The sequence below is a fragment of the Amycolatopsis marina genome (assembly GCF_900111885.1).
In the GTDB taxonomy this organism is placed as follows: Bacteria; Actinomycetota; Actinomycetes; order Mycobacteriales; family Pseudonocardiaceae; genus Amycolatopsis; species Amycolatopsis marina.
In genome coordinates this window covers 1-21,426 of record NZ_FOKG01000041.1, presented here as the reverse complement: position 1 = coordinate 21,426, position 21,426 = coordinate 1, and the positions used below count along the sequence as shown (strand labels likewise).

Below are 21,426 nucleotides of genomic sequence, written 5' to 3'. Positions count from 1 at the left end.
AATCCCCGCACCGACCTTCGACCACTTCCCCGGCTCCGCCGCCACCGACGCCCGCAACAACTCCAGGAAAACCTGCCACTCCTCCGGATCATCATCCTCCGCCGACGGCACCACCCCAGCACGCTCGAACTCCGCACCCTTGTGCACCAGCATCGTCGCGTCCCCACCATCATCCAAAATCATATTCGGGCCTGCTCGCAGGGCCCGATCATCAGACCCAGCCGGGCCCGCGCCCTCCCACGACAACATCCGCTCCGTGCACCACCAGTACTCCGCCAGCGACTCCCCCTTCCACGCGAACACCGGAACCCCCCTCGGCTCCTCCGGCGTCCCGTGCGGACCCACCACCACCGCAGCCGCCGCATGATCCTGCGTCGAAAAAATATTGCACGACGCCCACCGCACCTCCGCCCCCAACGACACCAACGTCTCGATCAACACCGCCGTCTGCACCGTCATATGCAACGACCCCGCCACCCGAGCACCCCGCAGCGGAAACACCTCCGCATACTCCCGCCGCAACGCCATCAACCCCGGCATCTCATGCTCAGCAAGCCGAATCTCCTTACGGCCGAACTCCGCCGCACCCAGATCCGCCACCGCGAACTCCACCCCATTACGGGTCTGATGCAGCTCACGCGTGCTTACGCTTTCGGGGGTCATAAGGGTTTTCCTCCAAGGATCGACGACAGTCAAACAGTACCGTTGTCCGTTCGACCCACGGTCCACCGTGTGAAACTGCGGACACCGCCCGTCGTGCACCGAACGAACCGGCCAGTTCCTGTGAAGGAGATCACGTCGTGCCACTTCCCGGTCCCGACACCCGCGTCGTCGAGCTGCGCGTCCCCGGGTTGATCGGCACGAGTGGTGAGGCGCTGCTCGACTCGGTGGGTGTGGTCGACGTCGCGGGCGACGGCGTCGGCCGCGTGATCCGCCCGTCCGACCGGCTGCGCAGGCCTGCCCCCGGCCCGGTGCTCCAGGCTCTTGGCCGGGCGATTCCCCGCACCCTGGAGGGTTACCTGTGGAGCGGGATGACGTCGGGCGGGGCGGCCAAGGCCGCATGGGCGCTGCTGTTCCCGTTCTCCCTGGCCAACGTCGCCTTCTGGATGCTGCCTCCGGCCGGCCCGGCAGGAACCGCGCGAGGCAGGGCGGCAGCGGTCTTCGGCCGCGCCTGCCGGGTCCTGCTCAGGATGGCCGCGCTGCTGCTGACGATGCTGCTGGTGAGCCAACTGGCCGTGGTGAGCCTCGATCTGCTCGCGACACAGTGCCTCGCCGCGGGCTCCCGCTGTCTTTCCGCCGCGCCGTCCTGGCTGCGTGAGTTCCCGCCTGCCCGGACCCTCGTCGGCGTGCTGCCGCTACTGCTGCTGGTGTACGTCCTGCATCGGGTGTCGATCAAGGAGTGGGCGGTGACCACCGAGGAAGGGCCGCCGCGGACCGGCCCCGCCCTCCCCGGCGACGAGCTGCGCAGCAACAGGGGGACACCCGTACTGCGTTGCCTGCACCTGGTGGGCGCGCTCGCCATCATCGCCCTGCTGCTGCTCGGCGGTCCGCTGCGTGTTCCCGGCGCCGTGCCGGCTGCCGGAGTCTGGTGGGCGGCGCTGAGCCTGGCCCTGATCACCCTGGTCGCGGCGGCCGCCCCGATGTACCGGGTGATCGGGCGGGTCGTCCGGGGGACGTTGCTGACACTGGCGCTGGCCACGGTGACGGCCGCCGCGGTACTCGCCACCCCGCTGCCGCCGACGCTCGACGGAACGGACGCGACCGTGGAGGGCATCGGCGCCGCCCTGGTCGTCGTCTGCGCCCTGTTCTTCGTCCTGCTCGCTCCGGCCGCACTGCTGGCCCGGCCGAGTTGGAGCGGCCTGCCGCGACGGTTGCGACCGTGGGCGGGTGGCTGGCTCGCCGCTCCCGTGCTGGCGCTGGCCGGCCTGCTCGGCGGCGGCTTCGGCGCCGGCCTCGCGGTGGCCGGAGAGCGGCTGGTCGGCCAGGACCTGCGGCTGCCGGAGTCCTACGAGCTGATCACGATGCTGTGGGGCGGGGGCCTTGCGGTGGCGGCGGCACTCGGGCTGCTTGGCTTCGCGGTGGCTGTGCCGCTGCGCCGGATCCGCAGGGGCGTGCCCGAGGTGGTACGGATGCTGCAACCCGACGAATGCGACCAGGAGAAGGCCGCCTCGGCATGGGCACGCTCCAGCTGGGAGCGCAGGCACCTGCACCGGATCGTGCTCGCTGTCGCGGTCGCGATGTCCGGTGGAGCCGCAGCCCTTGTGGTGGTCAGGTACGGCTTCGGGGCGGTGCCGTCGTGGCTCATGCCGCTGTCCGGGGTCGGAGTGCTGACCCTCGGCGCGCTCGCGGCCGGACTGCTGCGGGTGATCTACACGGCGGCGACGGGACCGGAGCGCAGCAGACACCTCGGCGCGCTGGCCGACCTGGTCTCGTTCTGGCCGCGTGCGTCGCATCCGGTGGTGCCCCCGTGCTATGCGCTCAAGGTGATGCCGGAACTCGCCGCTCGCGCGCGGGAGCACCTGGCCGAACCGAACACCCGGGTGGTGCTGGCCGGCTACCACCTCGGCGGGTTGCTGGCGGTGATCACGGCGGGAAGGCTGGCCGCGGACCTGTCCGAGGACGAACGCGAACGTCTCGGCGTGCTCACCGCGGGATCCCCGCTGCAGTGGGGGTACCAGCGCGCGTTCCCCTCGGTGCTGCCGCACGAGACCCTCGCCGGTCTGTTCGGCCGACTGGACGGGAGGTGGCGCGGACTGTGCCGGGGTACCGACACGTTCGGCGGCGGGGCCACCACCTGGCGGCACCAGGTGGCCGCGGGTCGGCTGCTCGGTGTCGGTTACCTGGTCGACGGCAAGGTCGGACCGGTGACTCCCGCCGTGCAGGGTCCGACCGGCGCGCTGGTGCTCGGCGGTGACCACTGGCTACCCGATCCGATGCGGGCACCGATGGTCGGCCGCAGGTGGGTCGCCGGGGTCCGCAGGCACGCCGACTACGTGGCCGATCCGGAATGGGACCGTGCCGTCGCGATGGCCGCCGGACTCGAAACCCCCGGCAGGCCGCCGAGGCCACTGGCCGAGCAGGTGCCGTTGTTCGGCGACCTGCCCGGCCTGGGCCGACCTCGGCGTCGAACGGCGTCAGGCGTTGCGACGGATACGCAGCAGGACGAGAACGGCAGCGCCACCGAGCACCAGTAGTCCGCCGACCCAGAGCAGCCAGCCGCTGCCGAATCCGGTGGAGGCGAGGTCGTCGTTGTCACTCGCGTTCTCGACGGGCACCGCCGCGGGGGTGCTGGTCGTGGTCGCGACACCCGACGTGGAGGTGCTGGCCGGGGTGCTGCTCTCCCCCGAGGTGCTGGAGGTGGACTCGGGCGGCTCGGTGGAGCTGCTCTCCGGCGGCGTGGTCGTCGAGGAGTCGGTGGTCGACGTCGTGGTGCTGGTGGTGGGGACCGTCACCGTGCCGCAGGCGAACCAGTGGCTGATCGCGGGGATCTTGCCACCCTTGTTCAGCGGCGACCGCAGCTCGGTCCACGGCGGGACATCGGAAAGCCCCTTCTCGCCGGGCACGTAGACGTTGTAGCCGGGACCGCCCTTGACCACGATGCCGCTGACGGTGACGCCATCGCCGAGTCCGGTGATGGTGAGGTACTGGTCGACGTTCGGGGTGCCTTCGGTGAAGTCCAGGACTCCCGCCTTCAGCGGCGTGCCCTCCAGGCCCGCCGTCTTGCAGGCGTCCTTCTGCCCGGCGTCGACGTTGCCCTCGTGCACTGTCGCACGCGGGTCCTCGTCGTACGTCGCGTGCGCCATACCAGCGGTGCCGAGTACGACAGCAAGGGCCATCGGTACCACGGCCAGAGCGGCTCGGACCGAAGACTTCCGGACAACGGGCATTCTGGAACTCCTGTGCATGTGGGCGGCAAAACGGGAACGCCGGGAGATACACCCAGGGGTGTGCGGCGCGCGAAGACTACCTCACATGGGCTATACAGCCGCACCGTCTGTGGCTCGAGAACGGTATTGACTCACAACAGTGACCATTTCGAGTCCTTCACGCTCAACTTTGGACACCCAGGGTGAACATCCTTACAGGACGTACAGGGTGCTCGTCATCCGCGGACGAACGTCGCCGCTTTCCGCTGTCCGAACCGGTCGGATGGCAACGGAAAACGGCGACGTTGATCTTGCTTGGTGGTACTTGCAGGCGCTCCTACTCCGGGGGCTGAGAGGTGCCTGACGTGGTTGACGTGGGGGGCTCGGCAGCCGGGTCCTCGGTGGACTTGTGGCGTTGGCCGAGGAGGGAATGGCGCTTGCCGTACGCGAAGTAGACGATCACACCGAGCACCATCCAACCGAGGAAGCGCAGCCAGGTCAGGACGGTGAGGTTCAGCATCAGCCAGCCACATGCCGCGATCGCCAGGATCGGGACGAGCGGCACCAGCGGCACCCGGAACCCGCGCGGCAGATCCGGCCGCTTCCGGCGCAGCACCAGCACGCCTGCCGAGACCAGGATGAACGCGAACAGCGTGCCGACGTTCACCATCTCCTCGAGCTTGTCCGCCTCGAAGAAGGTCGCCGCGAGCGCCACGACGACGCCGACCAGGATGTTGACCCGCACCGGCGTGCCACGGGTGCCGGTCTTGGCCAGCGCCCTCGGCAGCAGTGCGTCCCTGGACATGGCGAACAGCACTCGCTGCTGACCCAGCATCAGCACCATCACGACCGTGGTGAGACCGGCGAGCGCGCCCACCGAGATCACGTTGGCCGCCCAGTCCACTCCGTTCGCGGAGAAGGCCGTGGCCAGCGTCTTACGCCCCTCCGGTTCCGCGTCCGTGGCCAGCGACTCGAAGGGCACCATCCCGGACACCACCAGCGAAGTGGCCACGTAGAGCACGGTGACGATCAGCAGTGAGCCGAGAATGCCGCGCGGCACGTTGCGCTGCGGGTTCCGTGTCTCCTCGGCGGTGGTGGCGACGATGTCGAAGCCGATGAACGCGAAGAACACCAGCGATGCACCGGCGAGCAGGCCGAATCCGCCGTACACGCTGCCCGCGCTGCCGAACAGCGCGGACAACAGGGACTGCTCGACACCGCCTCCCGCCTCGGCGCCCTCGGCCGCCGGCGGGATGAACGGGGTGTAGTTGTCGGGGTTGATGTACGCGATACCGAGGACGATCACGAACAGCACGATCAGCACCTTGATCGCGGTGATGACCAGACTGAACCGGGACGAGAGCTTGGTTCCCATGGTGAGGATCGTCGCGAGCACGACCACCAGCAGCAGCGCACCCCAGTCTGCGGTGATTCCGCCGATCTCGACCCGCGTGCTGATGTCCTCGCCGAACACGGTGCGCAGGACGGTTTGCAGGTAGATCGACCAGCCCTTGCCGACCGCTGCCGCCGCGACGGAGAACTCGAGAATCAGGTCCCAACCGATGATCCAGGCCAGGAACTCGCCGAACGTGGCGTAGGAGAACGTGTACGCGCTCCCGGCGACGGGAACGGTCGACGCGAACTCCGCGTAACAGAGCGCAGCCAGTGCACAGGCGATCCCGGCGAAGACGAACGCGAGCGACACAGAGGGACCGGCAAGGTCTCCGGCGGTGCGTGCGGTCAGGGTGAAGATCCCCGCACCGATCATCACCGCGACGCCGAAGACCGTGAGGTCCCAGGCACTCAGATTCCGGCGTAGCTTCGTGTCCGGTTCGTCAGTGTCCGCTATGGACTGTTCGACCGATTTTGTCCGCCATATACCAGTTCCGGGCAACGTCGACCTCCTGGATGTCCTGGGTCTCAGGGTCGGAGGTCACCCTAACGGTCGACAGAAATTTTCCCACTCGGGGTTGTCCGTGCGACTCACAGGCCGCGGTCGAGATCCGGTTCCAGATAGATGAGCCTGGCCGCGGGCACCCGTGCGCGCACCCGACCCTCGACCTCGTCGATGGTGCTGGCGATTTCCGCGGTCTGCAGACCGGGCGTCAGCGCGAGTTTCGCCGCGACCAGGAGCTCGTCCGGGCCGAGGTACTGGGTACGGATGTGGATGACGCGCTCCACCCGGCCACCGGTCAGCTCGTCGACGATGATCTCGTGCTCGCGTGCGGTGGCGCCCTCGCCGATCAGCAGGCTCTTCATCTCGATGATCAGGATGATCGCGATGACGCCGAGCAGGATGCCGATCATGATGGTGCCGATGCCGTCCCAGATCGGCTCACCGGTGAGCACCGAAAGTCCGACACCCATGAGCGCGAAGACCAGGCCGAACAGCGCGCCAGCGTCCTCGAGCAACACCACCGGCAGCTCCGGAGTGCGCGACTGGCGGATAAAGCCCCACCACGTGGCGTCGCCCTTGACCTTCCTGGACTCGACGATCGCGGTGCGGAAGCTGTAGGTCTCCAGTGCGATGGCGAGCACCAGGATCACCACGGCGACGATCGCCGAGTTCAACTCCTCCGGGTGCTGGACCTTGTGGATGCCCTCGTACAGCGCGAACGCCGAGCCGAGGGTGAACAGCATCAGCGCGACGATGAAGGAGTAGAAGTACCGGTCGCGACCGAAGCCGAACGGGTGCTGCTTGGTGGCCTTCCGCAGGGACGTCTTCTGCCCGAGCAGCAACAGCCCCTGGTTGGACGTGTCGGCCACCGAGTGCACCGATTCGGCGAGCATCGACGAAGAGCCGGTGATCAGAAAGCCGACGAACTTGGCCACCGCGATTCCCGCGTTGGCGAACAGTGCTGCCAGAATCGCTTTGGTTCCACCATTTGCCGCCACATGTCCCCCTGGGAATCCGTGCCCACACCGTCGGCGAGCAGCCTAGAGGGATACCGTCGGCGCTGCCGTTCGGGGCCGGGAATTCGTCGGCGAATTCCGGTAGGGACCGGGGCGTCAGTCGGGGCAGGTTCCCGGGGTCGCGCGGAACAGGCGGGCGCCGTTCGCGCCCATCGGGCGGACGGTCACGACCGGATCCGCGGCGGAGAGCCACATCGACTGCCCCCTGCGCAGCTCGATCGTCGCTCCGTCATTCGCGCGGGCAACCAGTTCACCCTGGGTGCAGAGCAGGATCTGCGGCCCGGTGCAGTCGAGTTCGATCGCCTCGCCGTCACTGTCGGTCCACTCGATCCTGGCGAGTTCGAACTCGGGCGCGTCCGTGCGGTAGACGGCCATGCGCGCGTTTGGCTCGGTCGCCTCGCCGCGCGACACCGGCATCTCGCCGCAGGCGAAGTCCACCACCCGCAGCAGTTCCGGCACATCCACGTGCTTCGGGGTGAGGCCGCACCGCAGGATGTTGTCCGAGTTGGCCAGGATCTCCACCGCGGTGCCGTGCAGGTACAGGTGCAGGTTTCCGGCAGGAAGGTAGATCGCCTCGCCCGCGCTCAGCGTCAGCCGGTTCAGCAACAGCGCGGCGAGCACACCGGCGTCACGGGGGTGAGTCTCCCCGAGTTCCAGCACGGTGCGGCATTCGGTGTCGAACTCGCCGTGATCCTTGACGTGCAGGACGCACGCATCCAACACCTCGGGAAGCAGTTCGTCGAGCGCGGACTGCGGCAGCGTGATCCAGGTGGTGAACAGCGCCCGCAGACCGTCGGGATCAGGCTGTCCCGCCAGTAGTTCGGTGTACTTGGTGAGTCCGGGGGTCTCGATGGCGCGGAGCAACGCGACAGTCCGGTGCGGGTCGCGGAAACCGGCGAGCGCGTGGAACTCGGTCAGCGCACAGACCAGCTCCGGCTTCGCCGTGGGGTCCGGGTAGTTGCGGTTCGGGGCATCCCGCGGGATGCCTGCCGCCTCCTCTCTGCGGTAGCCCTCGGCCGCCTGGCGGGCAGACGGGTGCGCCTGCATCGACAGCGGCTCCTCGACCGCGAGGATCTTCAGCAGATACGGCAACCGGCCGCCCCAGTGGTTCGCACAGCGCTCACCGAGCTGCGCCACCGGGTCCTCCTCGACCAGTTCGAGCAGGTTGCGCTCGATTCCGGAAGAGTCGACGAGCCAGGACGGGTCACCAGGATGGGCACCCATCCACAGCTCCGCCTCGGGGTGCGGCGCCGGAACCGGACGGCCGAGCAGCTCGGGGATCGTCGTTCTCGATCCCCAGGCGTACGGCCGCACCGCGCCTCGCAGCAACTCCACTTCTCACCTCAACTCTTCGCCGGCGACTCGCCGGCACCAGCCCTGGTCTCGCCGGTTCGCCTGGTCAGGCCGGGGCGTACCGGCCTGCCCCGCCGATGGTTCCCGCCGCGAGACCGAGATAGACGGCAGCCAGCTCGAATCGCAGTGCGAGCACCGCGGCCCTGCCCGCTTCGTCGGCCTCGACCTGCTCGGCGGGAGCTATGACCTCCGCGCCGGGCAGCACCTCGGACATCCGGTGCCGCGCCGCGTCCGCGGCGGGGCCGGAATGCACAGCCAGCAACAACACCCTCGGATCCAACCCCACCGAGCCGGACTCGTCGTCGGGATCGGCAAAAATGTTGCGCTCGGCACTACCTTCGACCGCGGTCCGCAACAGCGCGGGACGCGCCAGTGCCTGCTGGTGGCTGGCAACGTCGCAGACTCGCGCCGCATGGGTGGCGAACGCGTGTGCGGCGTGCTCCGCGACCGCGACGGCGACGTGGTCGAGACCCCAGAGCAACGGAGTGCGCTCCGCGAGCCGGAGCGCGAGCAGTTTCGCGGGGTTGACGAAGGATTCGTGCGCCGGGTGCGCGCGCTCGGCCTCCCCGTCGAGGTGGTCGGCGAGCGACTCGACATCAGCGACCAGTAGGCCGAGGGTGTTCGCGGTCAGCAGACCCGCCGTCAGCGCCCTCGGGAACCCGAGCTCGGGTGGCACCGGCAACCGGGGCGCGAGCACGAGCCCTCGCCCGGCCACTGAAGAGGCGACGGGGCCTTCCGGCGGCGCGGAGAGCACCACGGTGGCGCCGAACCGGGCAGCTCGCTCCAGCGTCGCGGCCAACTCACGATCGTGCGGGTCATCGGTATGGGCGAAAACCACGTCGAGCGCCCCGATCCAGCTGGGCACGACTGGTGAGATCACCACGGGGACAGGACAGCCGGGCCCGAGCAGACTCGCGAGCAGGTCCGCGGCGCTTCGGCTCACACCGGGACGCGCCACCAGGACCAGTGCCCTCGGCCTGCCCAGATCCAGCCGTTCGCTCAGTTCCAGCTCAGCGGCGGCCTCGACCGTCGCACGGACCTGCGCTCCGGCCATGGCGACGGCGCGCAACAACCCGGCGACGTCGGTTTCGGCCAGCCGCGCCGGATCGTCGAGCAGTGAGTCATCAAGCACCGTCGACACTGGAGCCATCCTGGTTACCCTCGGCGTCCGGCCCCGCCACTACCTCGTCCAGCAGCAGGACGGGGATGCCGTCCCGCACAGGAAAAACCCGGCCACAGGAGGTGCAGGTGAGCGCATCGCCCTGTGGGTCACCGGGCGAACCGACGCGCAGCGGGGCGTGATCCGGTGCGGGGCACGCGAGGATCTCCAGCAACTGCTCGTCAAGAGTGACAGCCATGCTTCCTCCATACCATTGCTTCCAGCGCTGCAAACCCACCGTTATCCGCATGAGACGCAAGGGAAGCGCTGTTCGTGGCCAAGCGGTCGCTCCGGGTGTGCAGTTGCTGTCCGGAAACACGCGGCACGATCGTCACACGCGCGTTCTTCCGCCCACCATCGCAGGCCAGCTCGCTCTTCAGACGCACTGTCACCGATGACCGATCACGCACGGACGATCGCCAGCACTTCGTCCGCGAGTGCTCGGACCGCATCGTCCGTCGGAGCTTCGGCGTTCAACCGGAGCAGCGGTTCGGTGTTGGACGGACGCAGGTTGAACCAACGCCCGTCACCGAGATCGACCGTCAGCCCGTCGAGCTCGTCGATGGTTACTCCGCTGCGCGCCGCGAACGCGTCCTTCACGGCCATCTGGCGCGCGACCTGGTCGTCAACGGTGGAGTTGAGCTCTCCGGATGCCGAGTAGCGCTGGTACTCGGCGGTCAGCTGGGACAGCGGCCGGTCCTGCTCGCCGAGCGCGGCCAGCACGTGCAGCGCGGCCAGCATCCCGGTGTCGGCGCGCCAGAAGTCGCGGAAGTAGTAGTGCGCGGAATGTTCCCCGCCGAAGATCGCACCGGTCTCGGCCATCTTCTCCTTGATGAACGAGTGACCGACCCGCGTGCGGACGGGCTTTCCGCCGTGCTCGGCGACGATCTCCGGCACCGACTTCGAGGTGATCAGGTTGTGGATGACCGCGCCGCCGGGTTCCTTGGCCAGCTCCCGCACCGCGACCAGCGCCGTGATCGCGCTGGGCGAGACGGGGTCCCCCTTCTCGTCGACGACGAAGCAACGATCGGCATCCCCGTCGAAGGCAAGGCCCAGATCGGCCCCGACCTCGCGCACCTTGGCCTGCACGTCCACCAGGTTGGCCGGGTCGAGCGGATTCGCCTCGTGATTCGGAAAGTTGCCGTCGAGCTCGAAGTACATGGGCACGATCTCGATGGGGGTGGCGGCCCCGACAGCGGCACTGTTCATGCCGAACACCTCGGGCACCGTGTGCCCGCCCATCCCGTTGCCCGCGTCGACCACGACCTTCAACGGCCTGCTGCCGGAAAGGTCGACGAGGTTGCGCAGGTAGTCCGCGTACTCACCGAGAACGTCGCGTTCGCTGACGGTGCCGTGCTGTCCCGCGAACTCGGGAACGCCCTGCTCCACGGTGTCCCTGATCTCGGCGAGGCCGGAGTCCTGGCCCACCGGTGAGGCACCGGAACGGCACAGCTTGATGCCGTTGTACTTCGCCGGGTTGTGGCTCGCGGTGAACATCGCGCCCGGCATGTTCAGTGAACCGGACGCGTAGTAGAGCTCATCCGTGCTCGCCAGGCCGATCGAAATGACGTCGAGGCCCTGCGAGGTGACCCCCTCCGCGAAGGCACTCGACAGCTCGGGAGATGAGTCCCGCATGTCGTGTCCGATCACCACCGACGGCGAATCAGGCTTGATCAGCAGTGCGAACGCCGCGCCGAAGTCCCGGACCAGGCTCGCGTGCAACTGGTCACCGACGACACCGCGAATATCGTAGGCCTTGACGATCCCCGACAGGTCTGTCACGCCTTCTCCCCGCATTGTCCGTTGCCGACTCTCGGCGAGCCGTTGTTTGCGACGCCGAAAGCCTACCGGCGGGGGCTGACGATGCGGGGAAGCACGTCCCGTAACGGGTGTGCGTCAGACCAGGCGAGTGCGAACCGGGAGATTCAGCCGCGGCCGGGCAGTACTCGCAGGTGACCACGCCGTCCTGACGGACCGTCCGGCTCGGCCTGTGGCGCGGGACGATCGGAGCGTCCTGCCTCCCGCACCGCCTCGGCGAGCGCGGTCAGCTCGTCACTCGAGGGTTCTGGCGCGGAAAAGTCACCCTCGTGTCGCACGACCTCCCAGCCCTTCGGCACGGTCAGCCGCAACGCATGCTCCTCGCACAGGTCGTAGGAGTGCGGCTCCGACGCCGTGGCCAACGGCCCGACCACAGCGGTCGAATCGCTGTAGGCGTAGGTCAGCGTGGCGACGGCGGGCTCGAGGCAGCCCGTTCGCGAACACTTCCGTACGCTCGGCACGGTTGAGCACCATAGCCGCTCGCGACTGGGGAGTGGCGCAGGCGCACCGGCGACACCGCGATTTTGCACGAGTGTTCCCCGTGGGGTGTGGGCCATTCGGACCATTCCCGGGGACCGGGTTCCGCTTCCGGCACACTGGCCCGTCGCCCGGTGCGGGTGCCGCCTCCCTCCCGCGTACCCTGTCCGTTCGTGGCGATGGCTCGTGGTTCTCGTGGGTCCCGGCAGAACATGCGGCGGGACCGGCACGGGCGCGGACTCCGCGGCCCGCTGTATCCGGCCTCGCTACCTGCCGCATCCAGCAGGGCCGAGCGGTTCGACGCTCTGGTACTGGACGCGCTGGAGCCGATCGAGGCCCGCTGGCGACACGAACTCACCAAGCTCGACGTCGCGGTGGACGACGTGCCCGAGGTTCCGCGCGGGAACCGGCCCGTGACACCGGAAGGCGTGCTGCTCGACGGCATGGTGCCGCTGTCGCGGCTGGTGCCTGCCGGGGTCGACCGCGCGGGACTGCCCACGATGGCGCGCATCGTGCTCTACCGGCGCCCGCTCGAGGCCAGGGCGAAAGACCCCGGCGAGCTCGCCGAACTCGTCCACGAGGTGCTGGTCGAGCAGGTCGCGGGCTATCTCGGTGTCGAACCGGACATCATCGAGGGCGACTGACGCCGCGCGGGGATCGCCGTCAGCAGGGTGAACAGCACGGCGGCCACCTGGCCGAGCAGCAGCAGATCCCGCAGTGCCGAGGGGTGCTCGACCACGACCTCGGCCTCCCGGGTCGGCACGGCCACCGCGACCTGGTGCCCCCAGGCCTGGACGATCGGCACCGGTTCGGCGTTCACACTGGCCTGCCAGCCGGGTTCCAGATTCGCGGCCAGGACGAGCAGTCTGCCTGCCGGGCCGTCGGAGACCAGGACCCGGACGGTGGGCAGATCGGCCTGCACCTCGGCGACCGCGGCACCGGTCATCAGCTCCCCGCTCGGGGCCTGGTCGCTGATCGCGCGCCGCGACTGTTCCGGCGAAACGAGCACGACCTGCCCGGCTGCCGGAGTCAACCGGAGGACCTGCCTGCCGTCGGCTGTCCGCGGCGCGTTCCCGACCAGGTCTCCGGCCGCCTGCCGCAGCGCAGCCCCGTTCTCGCCGGGCGGGAGCACGACGAAAAGCACACCGTGCGCCGCGGCGGAGGTGACGGCCTCCCGCGATCCCGCGAGAAGCTCCTGCTGCCACGCGACGAGCCGTTCCGGAGTTCCCGCGACGGGCACCAGCGCGTCGTCCCCGTAGTGCGGCAACCTGCCTCCGACCTGGCGCACCCGCTCGCCAGGGGCGGCGAGCACCAGAACAGACCTGCCGGTGTCGGCGATCTCGGCGGACAGGGACGAGGCCAGTTCCAGGCCGCCGCCCGCACGCAACGGGCCCTGCTTGCCGAGAACCACCCCGGACACGGCGAGCGCGACCAGGCACGCCACGCCGCCCGCGGCCAGCAGGCGCGGGAGCAACGCGGGCACGGGACTCGCGCCGGGCCGGGCCGGGCCCGCGACACAGGCCGAGAGCACGATCCACAGCAGCCCTGCTCCGACGAACAGCAATGGCACTCCCGCGTTCCCCGCTGCCGGTTCGCCGCCCCACACAGGGGTGAGTTCGACCAGCCGCACGACCGCCACCCCGGCCACGCCGAGTGCGAGTACCCCGAGACCGGCTCCCGCCCCCTTGCTCGGCCTCGCCACCAGCGCGACAAGGGCGGCCGCGACCACGATCGCGCCGATCGGCCACGCTCCCGGCCCGCCGGGGTCCAACCCGAGCAGTTCCGCGGCCGTGGTCAGGCCGCGGTCCGGACCGTCCAGCCCGTGTGCCAGCAGGGCGGGGTGGGCGAACAGCGCGGGCAGCCACGGCAGCAGCAGGGCCAGCGGGAGCAGGACGACGATCGCGATCGACGAAACCCGGCGCGCCGTCGTGCCGACCGAGGGCAGCAGCACGAAGCCCACGATCAGACCGGCCAACGCGAGTACGTGCGCCTGCGGCGCGAACGCCCCGACGACGGCGAGGGCGAGGGCTGTCAGCACCGCGGTGCTCAGCCAGCGGGCGCCGGATCGGGTGAGGACCGCGAGGAGTCCGGCGAGCAGCGCGGGCAGCAGGATGTGCGCCACCACGACGTCGAGGCGCCCCTGGACGGCGCCCGCGACGGCCGCGGGCAGCAGGGCGTAGGCGGCGGCGACGGCGGCCCTGACCCAGCGACCGACCCGTAGTCGCCGCGTGGCCGCGTAGGCGACCAGCGCGGCGAGTGGGAGCTGCCCGATCAGCAGCAGTGACACCAGCGCGGCCGGGCCGCCAAGCGGTTCGACGAGTGCACCCAGTGCGCCGAGCACGGCCAGTGCGACCGGCGCGGGCGCCGCGGTTCCGCCACCCACCGGATGCCAGGTGGCCAGATACGTGGACCACAGCTCGCCGAGGTCACCGACCGGGAGCAGCCTGCCGCCGGAGAGGTCGAGGCCGAGGCGGTCCGCGTGCAGCAGCAGGGCGAGTCCGGTCAGTGTGACGAACAGGACCACCGGTGGTGCGAACAACGTCGCCGCGAGGATCCGCCGCCGGTCCACCTCGACGAAGACGAGCTCGTTCTCCCTGCGTCCTTCGCCACGGCGCACCGGTGAGGGTCGGGAAGGCTGGTCCTCGGACGTCGCCACCTGGTCCGCGTCCGCGGTGGCCCCCTCGTCCGTGCCTGTTTCCTCCGGCAGGGTGACCGCGACGGTGCCCATGCCGCGCCCAGGACGCCGCAGACCGGTGCCGCGGGCAGTGCCGGTCCGCAGTGCCCCCGCGGGCAGCGCGTCCGGCCCGACGGGACGCGGCTGCTGCTCGTCCTGCCTGGCCCGCACCGATTCGGGCGGGATCCAGGCCGACGCGCCCGAGGAGTTGCCCACCGTCTCCGGCAGGCGGCCGAGCGCGGCCTCACGCTCGACTCCGCGCCGCACCAGGTGCACGACTCCGCCTCGCACCGCGTTGCGCAGACGGGTGGCCCGGCTGGTGAACAGTCCGCGCACGGAAGCGGCGGCACCTCCGCGTCTGGCCTGGCGTTCGGTCCGCGCGGACCGTAGCCCGCCGCGCCCGCCGAGGAGGTACCCCAGCACCGCGAACTCCGCGTGCGCGCGACCAGCGTCGCGGATGACCGCGAACGCCAGTCCGCGCAGCAGGCACAGCACGAGCAGCCTCGGCAGCCCGAGCAGGAACGCGGGCGTGGAACAGTTGACCAGGAACGTCCGCACGCCGTAGGCACGGTCGGCTGCTGCCAGCGAGCCCGGCACAGCGTCGGCGTGACGTCTGCCCGTCGCCACCGCACGGGCGTGGCGGAGCCGGGCCCTCGGCACGGAAAGCACGAGCGAGCCCGAGGCGTTGGCACGCCAGCCGAAGTCGAGGTCCTCGCGTAGCAGCGGCAGTTCGGGATCGAAGCCGCCGACGGATTCCCACAGTCGCCGGGAGATGAGCGCACCGGCGCTCGGCACGGCGAGGACCTCGCTGCTCTGTTCCGGCGACCGCTCGTCAGCGGAGCCGCGATCGTCGAAGACGTGCTGCCGGTGCCCGGACGCGTCCGTGGACAGTCCCGCCTCGACGATCAGCCGTGGGTCGGCCCAGTCCACCGCCAGTGGCCCGAGTACGCCTGCGGACGGAGCGGCGTCGGCGGCCCGCAGCAGTGTGTCGAGGCAGTCCGGCTCGGGTGCGGAATCGTCGTGCAGGAGCCACAACCATGCGCCTGGATCACCCCAGCGCTCGGTCGCGTGGCGCACCGCCTCCGCGACCGCCCCGGCGAACCCGGTTCGTGCGTTCAGGGTGAGGACGCCGGACAGCACGGGGTCGGCTCCACCGCTCTCCCCGCCGGCCGCGTCCGCGAGCAGGGCAGCCGTGCGGTCGGTGGAGCCCGTGTCGACGGCCAGCACATGCCTCGGGCGAATCGTGCTGCGGCGCAACGCCGAAAGCGCGAGAGGCAGCCACGCCTCTCCGTTGTGACAGACCAGAATCGCCAGAACGGGCGCGCTGCGCAGCGCCGGTGATGCGGGAGTGCGGGGCAAGAACCCCTCCGGTCAACGAGTTGGTCGGTGGATGGCGCTCACCCTACGACCTGCCACACATGCGCCGTCCGAGTACGTACGTCGTCGGACAGCCAGGTCCCGGAACGGGAGCGCGTCACACGGTTCCCGTTCCAGGACCTTCTCAGACGGCGCGTTTCTTGAGCTTGCGACGCTCCCGTTCGGACAGTCCGCCCCAGATACCGAAGCGCTCGTCGTGCGCGAGGGCGTACTCGAGGCAGTCGTCCTTGACCTCACACCCCTGGCAGATCCGCTTGGCCTCGCGGGTGGAGCCGCCCTTCTCCGGGAAGAAGGCCTCCGGGTCCGTCTGCGCGCACAGCGCGCGGTCCTGCCACTCCTGCTCCTCGGGCTCGTCGAACAGATCGGTCAGCACACCCAGTTCCTGCTCAGGGCGCTCTGCCCAATCCATGACGTGCCCCCATTCCTTGCCATCCGTCTGAAGACGTGGGGATTCCGTGCCACCTGCCGGCACGCTCGACAACCCACCTCGGCCAGGCACCGTCACGCTCTCCGACACCCGCTGACTATCTGCTTCCAACCGCACGTCCGCCTCCTCGCTTCCACGCACTCCCCAGGCTGGCGGTGTTGAATCGGCACCGGAAAAATGGCGTTCTCCCGGTGCTGTGCAACACCTTCGGCGGGCCGCTCACGCTCAGTTCACGCCCTGCTCCCGCCTCCGGTGGTGCCACCCGTCGCCCCCCTTCCGGCGGCGAATGACATCAATGTGATTACACCCGTGTCATGGGGCCAGGTCAAGCGGAGTAGCAAGTTTGGGGGATACCGGAGGCCCGACACGCAAGCGGACACGCCGGGAAGTACCCAACCGGGATACGGAAGACTGGAGCCGTGCAACGTTCAGCAGTCCGTCCCAGTCCCCTGTTCTTCGCGATCCTGGCCGTCACCACGGCGGCAGGTGTGCTGGCAGCCTTCGTCGATCCGATCACACAGTCGGTCGAACGCGACCCGCTCGGTACCGCGGGCGTGTTCTTTCTCGTCATCGGCGGCTGGGCTCTGTCGCTGACATTGCACGAGTTCGGTCACGCGATCGTGGCGTACCGGGGCGGTGACCACTCGGTCGCGGCCAAGGGCTATCTGTCGATGGACATCCGCCGCTACACCGACCCCGTGCTCTCCCTCGTGCTCCCACTGCTGATCCTCGCGATCGGCGGGATTCCGCTGCCTGGCGGCGCGGTCTGGATCAACCGGGGGATGCTCCGCTCCCGGAACGTCTCCTCGTGGGTGTCCCTGGCAGGTCCGCTGAGCAATCTCGCGCTCGGCATCGCGTTGACGATCGTCATCGCGTTCGTGCAGATGCCGCTCGGGCTCACCGCGGGGCTTTCGTACCTGGCCTCGGTGCAGATTCTCGCCTTCGTGATCAACATCCTGCCCGTGCCCGGTCTGGACGGTTACGGCGCGATCGAGCCCTACCTGTCCCCGCAGGCACGGGAACTGGGCGCGAAGGCCAGGCCGTGGGCCCCGCTGGTGCTTTTCGCCGTGATCATCGGCATCCCCGGGGTCGGCAGGCTGCTGTTCGAATTCACCGATTCCCTCTTCGGCGCCATCGGCGGCGACGCGGACTTCGCCGACTTCGGCCGGGCCGTCTTCATGTTCTGGCGCTGAGCCCCGCCGCCCTCGCACTTTCCCGGGAAAGTGCGATACGTGCACACGCAACTACCGCACTTTCCCGGGAAAGTGCTGTCGCTGGGCCAGCCAGGTACGGGCCCTGCGGGCCACACGCTTGAGCCCGGAGCGTTCGCCGAAGTAGTCGGCCACCATTCCGACGACGGGCAGCATGCCCAGCAGCCGGTGGTAGAACCGGCCCCTCGGCCGCTTCTCCAGCTCGCCCGGAAAGGCCAGCAGCGAACGGCCGAGCCGCCAGAGCGTGCGGCCGCACGCCCGGATGGTGATCTTGCCGTGCTTACGGGAGGACACCGAGAGCTCTTCGGTCAGCTCTTCGGCCTTGGCGTCCTCGGCTGCGGCGTCGTGCTCATCCGTGCGGCCCGCCGCGAGCGCGGGGTCCAGCTCGCGATCGAACAGCACCCAGGCCAGCAGTCGCACCCGGTCGCCGAGATCGGTAACGCCGTGCTCACCCGCGATCGCGCAGAGCAGCAGACCTTGCGAGGCCGCGCCGAGGGCGTCCTGGACCGGCAACCGGTCCGCGAGCGCCCCGCCGAGTCCGGGGATCGCGGTCAGCAGCGAGGTGAATCTGCCGACCCGGTTGATCCACCAGTTCGTTCGCTGGTCGGGACTCATTCCCGCCCATGCACCGGTGCCGGGGACCTTGACCGAGCTCAGTGCGCCCCGCAGTTTCTCCCGTTTTCCGGGGTCGACCTTGTCCAGATCCTCGTTGCCGTCGGCCTGGTGGGCCGCCCGCGCCCGCAGGCCGAGCGGATCGGACTCCCGCAGCGCGTCGAGCAACGGGCCGGTCGCCCGGACGAACGGCCGGAGTACTCCCACCACCTGGGCATCGCTGATCGCCTCAGCCACCGCGCCCAGCTCCTCTCGTCCCGACCGGCCTGCGACCCAGCGCTCCACCGAGCACCAGCGCAGCCGGCAAAGCTCCTCCGGCGAGCAACAACAGCGCCCGCCAGTCTGGCAGGAGTACCCGGTCTCCGCCGGGCCCGAACACGCCGAGCGCCACGAGCGTGGCGATCCACACCACCAGCGGGAGTATCGCCGCGCGCGGGTGCACCAGTCGCGCGGTCTGGGTGACGAGCAGGGGGGTCGTCACGGCCGCCACCAGCACCGTGACCGGCACCGGAACATCACCCATCCGGGGCAGGAGGACGCCGTCGAGGCGCAGCGGGAGGTAGAACAGCTCCAGCGTGGCGAGCAGGAAAGCGTCCACGACGAGCAGCACAAGCAGCAGGCTTCGCCGCAGGGCGCCGCTGTCCGGTGGGGTCGGCGGCATCGCCACGGCGCTCACGCGTCGAGCCCGCCGAACAGATCGTTCTCCGCACCCTCCGCGGGACCGTGGGCGAGTACGAAGTACTCGGCATCCAGCAGCGGCTGGGCGATGCCGTTGGACAACGCGAAGCAGCGACGCTCGTCCAGCACGGTGACCTGGGTCGCATGCGCCCGCAGGGCCGCGACCTTCGCCTCAAGATGCCCTTTCGCGGCGATGGCGGTGCCCGCGAGTTCGTCCGGGACCGTTGGGAGTTCACCCTCATCGGGAAGCCGGAAGGGGAGGTCACCCGCCGCTCGCAACGCCGCCAGTCCACCTTCGGTCGCCCGCGCCGGCGCCGCCGTGTGAAAGATCCGTCGCACCGAGCCCGCGGCCCCTGCCGCCGCCATGGTTATCTCGTGCGCCCTGATGTGGTCCGGATGCCCGTATCCACCCGAGGCGTCATAGGTGACGACGACCTGCGGGCGCACCTCGTCGAGCACCATCGCGAGCTGCTCCGCCTGCTCGGCTGCCGATCCGCCGGTGAACGCCCTGGGATGCGCTGCCGCGGGTGTCCCGGCCATGCCGGAGTCGCGCCAGCGGCCGATCCCGCCCAGGTAGTGCTGGCGCGGACCACCCAGCGCCGCGCGTGCCGCGGCCAGTTCTCCCGACCGGTAGCCACCGAGCTGGTCGGCCGCCCAGGAACCCAGCTGCTCCAGCGCGGGCGGGATGATCTCGCCCTCCTCGCCGAGTGTGCAGGTGACCAGGGTCACCTCCACGCCCTCGGCGGCGTACCGAGCCATCGTCGCGCCCGTCGTCAGACTCTCGTCGTCCGGATGCGCGTGCACAAGTAACAGCCTGCGGGCTTCTCGGGAGGTCACGGGTTCAGATTAATTCTTTGGTCGTGGTCACATCCGGCGGCACCTCAGATATCCTCGCGCGAGTCACGCTTACCTTCCGTGACGTGTGTACCCCCACGAAGGGCAACTGGTGAGCACTGAAGCTAATACGACGATTCCTGCCGGCACGTCGAGTTCCGTCCTGTCCATCTCGGATCTGCGTATCTCCTTTCCCACCGAGGAAGGGATCGTCGATGCGGTCAAAGGAATCGGATTCGACGTCGCTCCCGGGGAGATCGTCGCCGTCGTCGGCGAATCCGGCTCGGGCAAGTCGGTGACCTCGATGTCCGTGCTCGGTCTGCTGCCGAAGACCAGCCGGATCAATGGTGACCGCAAGCTCGGCGACATCAACCTGGGCGAACTCGCCGAAAAGGACATTCGCAAGATCCGCGGCAACGACATCGCGATGATCTTCCAGGAGCCGATGACCGCACTCAATCCCGTCTACACCGTCGGCTGGCAGCTGCGCGAATCGCTGCGGACCCACCAGGACCTCGCCAAGAGTGCCGCGGACCGGCGCGCAATCGAACTGCTCGAGATGGTGGGCATCCCGAACCCGACGGAGCGGTTCAAGCAGTACCCCCACCAGCTCTCCGGCGGTCTCCGCCAGCGTGTGGTCATCGCGATGGCGATCTCCTGCGACCCCAAGGTGATCATCGCCGACGAGCCCACCACGGCCCTCGACGTCACCGTCCAGGCCGAGATCCTCGGGCTGCTGCGCAAACTGCGGGACACACTGAACACCGCGATCGTGCTGATCACGCACGACATGGGTGTCGTCGCCGACCTCGCCGACCGCGTCGTCGTGATGTACAACGGCGAGATCGTCGAGCAGGCCCCGGTGGGTGAACTCTTCGCCAACCCGCAGGAGGAGTACACACAGAAGCTGCTGGCCGCGGTGCCGGTGCTCGGACACCGCCCCGAGGGGCAGCGCCTGCTCGAGGATCCGGAGCAGGGCGAGACCGAGACTAAAACGATCGCGGAGGCGATCCGGCTAGCCGACACCGAACTCGAGTCCCAGATCGAGGCCGACGCGCCCGCACTGGAGATCAAGAACCTGGTGCTGGAGTTCCCCGGCCGGCGCGGGCAGGCCAAGAACCGGGCGGTGGACGACGTCTCACTGAGCATCCAGCGGGGCGAGATCCTCGGCCTGGTCGGCGAGTCCGGTTCCGGTAAGTCCACTGTGGGCCGTTGTGCGATCCGGTTGCTCGATCCCACGGAGGGCACCGTCTCGATCGCGGGCCGTGACATCACCAAGATGTCCGCGAAGGAACTGCGCCCGCTGCGTCGCTACTTCTCGATCGTCTTCCAGGACCCGGCGTCCACCTTGGACCCCAAGATGACGATCGGCGAGTCCATCGGCGAACCGCTGGTTCTGCACAAGGTGCTGGCAGGCAAGGAACTCGACCAGCGCGTAGCGACGCTGCTGGACAAGGTCGAGCTCTCCGGGCACTACCGCAACCGCTACCCGCACGAACTCTCGGGCGGGCAGCGTCAGCGGGTGTCGATCGCCCGCGCGCTCGCACTCGACCCCAAGCTGTTGATCGCGGACGAGCCGACCTCGGCCCTGGACGTCTCAGTGCAGGCTCGAGTGCTTGACCTTTTCCTCGACCTGCAGCAGACACTGCAGTTCGCCTGCCTGTTCATCAGCCACGACCTCGCGGTCGTGGACCTGCTGGCCGACCGCGTCGCGGTGATGCAGCACGGCAAGCTCGTCGAGGTCGGCACGCGCGACGAGGTGTTGCACTCGCCGAAGGAGGACTACACGCGCAGGCTGCTGTCGGCCGCGCCCGTGGCGGATCCCGCCCTGCAGGCCGAGCGCCGCAAGGCCTGGGAGCAGGGCAAGGTCGCCCCCGTGGCGGACTGACCAGGCCCGTAAAGGCGCTGAGCCAAACAGGGAGCCCCCGCCAGTGAACTGCTCCCCGGGAGTTGGACTGAAAATTCAGTTCTGACTCTCGGGGAGTAGTTGTATGGAGCCGCGTAGTTCGTTGTCTGAGGTGCAGCGG

18 protein-coding genes are annotated in these 21,426 nt (G+C 69.4%); 4 read left to right on the top strand and 14 right to left on the bottom strand.

Going from position 1 to position 21,426, the window contains the following annotated elements; translation table 11 throughout:
• Nucleotides 1-663 (bottom strand): adenosylhomocysteinase (locus tag BM199_RS32315; RefSeq protein WP_143101992.1); only part of this gene is annotated, 663 nt, incomplete at its 3' end.
• Between the two features lie 137 nt (nt 664-800).
• On the opposite strand from BM199_RS32315, the gene BM199_RS32310 reads away from it, so the two are divergent.
• Nucleotides 801-3,194, top strand: coding sequence for a hypothetical protein (locus tag BM199_RS32310; protein WP_245789005.1), 2,394 nt, complete (start codon nt 801-803; stop codon nt 3,192-3,194).
• On the opposite strand, the gene BM199_RS32305 is transcribed toward BM199_RS32310, so the two are convergent.
• The 8 genes from BM199_RS32305 to BM199_RS32270 all read right to left on the bottom strand — a co-directional run bounded on the left by BM199_RS32305 (nt 3,135) and on the right by BM199_RS32270 (nt 11,570).
• A complete protein-coding gene (locus BM199_RS32305; RefSeq protein WP_091679866.1) occupies nt 3,135-3,887 on the bottom strand; it encodes an LPXTG cell wall anchor domain-containing protein in 753 nt (250 codons plus the stop codon). The genes BM199_RS32310 and BM199_RS32305 overlap by 60 nt on opposite strands.
• A 316-nt stretch (nt 3,888-4,203) precedes the next feature.
• Nucleotides 4,204-5,760, bottom strand: coding sequence for an APC family permease (locus tag BM199_RS32300; RefSeq protein WP_091679863.1), 1,557 nt, complete (start codon nt 5,758-5,760; stop codon nt 4,204-4,206).
• 89 nt (nt 5,761-5,849) lie between these two features.
• Complete coding sequence (locus tag BM199_RS32295; RefSeq protein WP_091679861.1) at nt 5,850-6,761, bottom strand: cation diffusion facilitator family transporter; 912 nt, start codon at nt 6,759-6,761, stop codon at nt 5,850-5,852.
• Nucleotides 6,762-6,875: 114 nt separating this feature from the next.
• Complete coding sequence (gene manA / locus BM199_RS32290; protein ID WP_091679857.1) at nt 6,876-8,114, bottom strand: mannose-6-phosphate isomerase, class I; 1,239 nt, start codon at nt 8,112-8,114, stop codon at nt 6,876-6,878.
• Between the two features lie 64 nt (nt 8,115-8,178).
• Complete coding sequence (locus tag BM199_RS32285) at nt 8,179-9,282, bottom strand: hypothetical protein (protein ID WP_177242886.1); 1,104 nt, start codon at nt 9,280-9,282, stop codon at nt 8,179-8,181.
• On the bottom strand, nt 9,257-9,490 hold the full coding sequence (locus BM199_RS32280) for a Trm112 family protein (protein ID WP_091679854.1): 234 nt from the start codon (nt 9,488-9,490) through the stop codon (nt 9,257-9,259). Before BM199_RS32280 ends, BM199_RS32285 begins: the two co-directional genes overlap by 26 nt.
• Nucleotides 9,491-9,693: 203 nt before the next feature.
• Nucleotides 9,694-11,073, bottom strand: a complete 1,380-nt coding sequence (locus tag BM199_RS32275) for a phosphomannomutase/phosphoglucomutase (RefSeq protein ID WP_091679851.1) — start codon at nt 11,071-11,073, stop codon at nt 9,694-9,696.
• 143 nt (nt 11,074-11,216) lie between these two features.
• Nucleotides 11,217-11,570 (bottom strand): DUF3499 domain-containing protein, encoded by a 354-nt coding sequence (locus BM199_RS32270; protein ID WP_091679848.1) that lies wholly within the window; start codon nt 11,568-11,570, stop codon nt 11,217-11,219.
• Between the two features lie 195 nt (nt 11,571-11,765).
• Here BM199_RS32270 and BM199_RS32265 point away from each other — a divergent pair, with 195 nt between their 5' ends.
• The gene (locus BM199_RS32265; protein ID WP_091679871.1) at nt 11,766-12,230 is read left to right on the top strand and encodes a metallopeptidase family protein; all 465 of its coding nucleotides are present in this window, start codon (nt 11,766-11,768) and stop codon (nt 12,228-12,230) included.
• Here BM199_RS32265 and BM199_RS32260 read toward each other — a convergent pair.
• A complete protein-coding gene (locus tag BM199_RS32260) occupies nt 12,191-15,619 on the bottom strand; it encodes a glycosyltransferase family 2 protein (protein ID WP_091679846.1) in 3,429 nt (1,142 codons plus the stop codon). The genes BM199_RS32265 and BM199_RS32260 overlap by 40 nt on opposite strands.
• 142 nt (nt 15,620-15,761) lie before the next feature.
• On the bottom strand, nt 15,762-16,046 hold the full coding sequence (locus BM199_RS32255; protein ID WP_091679843.1) for a WhiB family transcriptional regulator: 285 nt from the start codon (nt 16,044-16,046) through the stop codon (nt 15,762-15,764).
• 437 nt (nt 16,047-16,483) lie between these two features.
• Here BM199_RS32255 and BM199_RS32250 point away from each other — a divergent pair, with 437 nt between their 5' ends.
• Nucleotides 16,484-17,257, top strand: a complete 774-nt coding sequence (locus BM199_RS32250; protein WP_091679840.1) for a site-2 protease family protein — start codon at nt 16,484-16,486, stop codon at nt 17,255-17,257.
• A gap of 51 nt (nt 17,258-17,308) precedes the next feature.
• Here the strand turns inward: BM199_RS32250 and BM199_RS32245 are convergent, their stop codons facing one another.
• The 3 genes from BM199_RS32245 to mshB are packed head-to-tail and all read right to left on the bottom strand — an operon-like array spanning nt 17,309 to nt 19,402.
• Nucleotides 17,309-18,124, bottom strand: a complete 816-nt coding sequence (locus BM199_RS32245; protein WP_091679837.1) for a hypothetical protein — start codon at nt 18,122-18,124, stop codon at nt 17,309-17,311.
• Complete coding sequence (locus tag BM199_RS32240; RefSeq protein ID WP_091679868.1) at nt 18,117-18,548, bottom strand: hypothetical protein; 432 nt, start codon at nt 18,546-18,548, stop codon at nt 18,117-18,119. The genes BM199_RS32245 and BM199_RS32240 overlap by 8 nt, the downstream gene beginning before the upstream one ends.
• An 11-nt stretch (nt 18,549-18,559) precedes the next feature.
• The gene (gene mshB / locus BM199_RS32235) at nt 18,560-19,402 is read right to left on the bottom strand and encodes an N-acetyl-1-D-myo-inositol-2-amino-2-deoxy-alpha-D-glucopyranoside deacetylase (RefSeq protein ID WP_091679835.1); all 843 of its coding nucleotides are present in this window, start codon (nt 19,400-19,402) and stop codon (nt 18,560-18,562) included.
• A gap of 109 nt (nt 19,403-19,511) precedes the next feature.
• On the opposite strand from mshB, the gene BM199_RS32230 reads away from it, so the two are divergent.
• On the top strand, nt 19,512-21,287 hold the full coding sequence (locus BM199_RS32230) for an ABC transporter ATP-binding protein (RefSeq protein WP_091679832.1): 1,776 nt from the start codon (nt 19,512-19,514) through the stop codon (nt 21,285-21,287).
• The last annotated feature ends 139 nt before the right edge of the window (nt 21,288-21,426 follow it).

Excerpts from the sequence above, each read along its gene's own strand:
- BM199_RS32305 (WP_091679866.1), bottom strand. The coding sequence starts at position 3,887 with ATGCCCGTTGTCCGGAAGTCTTCGGTCCGAGCCGCTCTGGCCGTGGTA.
- BM199_RS32285 (WP_177242886.1), bottom strand. The coding sequence starts at position 9,282 with ATGGCTCCAGTGTCGACGGTGCTTGATGACTCACTGCTCGACGATCCG.
- BM199_RS32280 (WP_091679854.1), bottom strand. The coding sequence starts at position 9,490 with ATGGCTGTCACTCTTGACGAGCAGTTGCTGGAGATCCTCGCGTGCCCC.
- BM199_RS32265 (WP_091679871.1), top strand. The coding sequence starts at position 11,766 with ATGGCTCGTGGTTCTCGTGGGTCCCGGCAGAACATGCGGCGGGACCGG.
- BM199_RS32255 (WP_091679843.1), bottom strand. The coding sequence starts at position 16,046 with ATGGATTGGGCAGAGCGCCCTGAGCAGGAACTGGGTGTGCTGACCGAT.
- BM199_RS32240 (WP_091679868.1), bottom strand. The coding sequence starts at position 18,548 with ATGCCGCCGACCCCACCGGACAGCGGCGCCCTGCGGCGAAGCCTGCTG.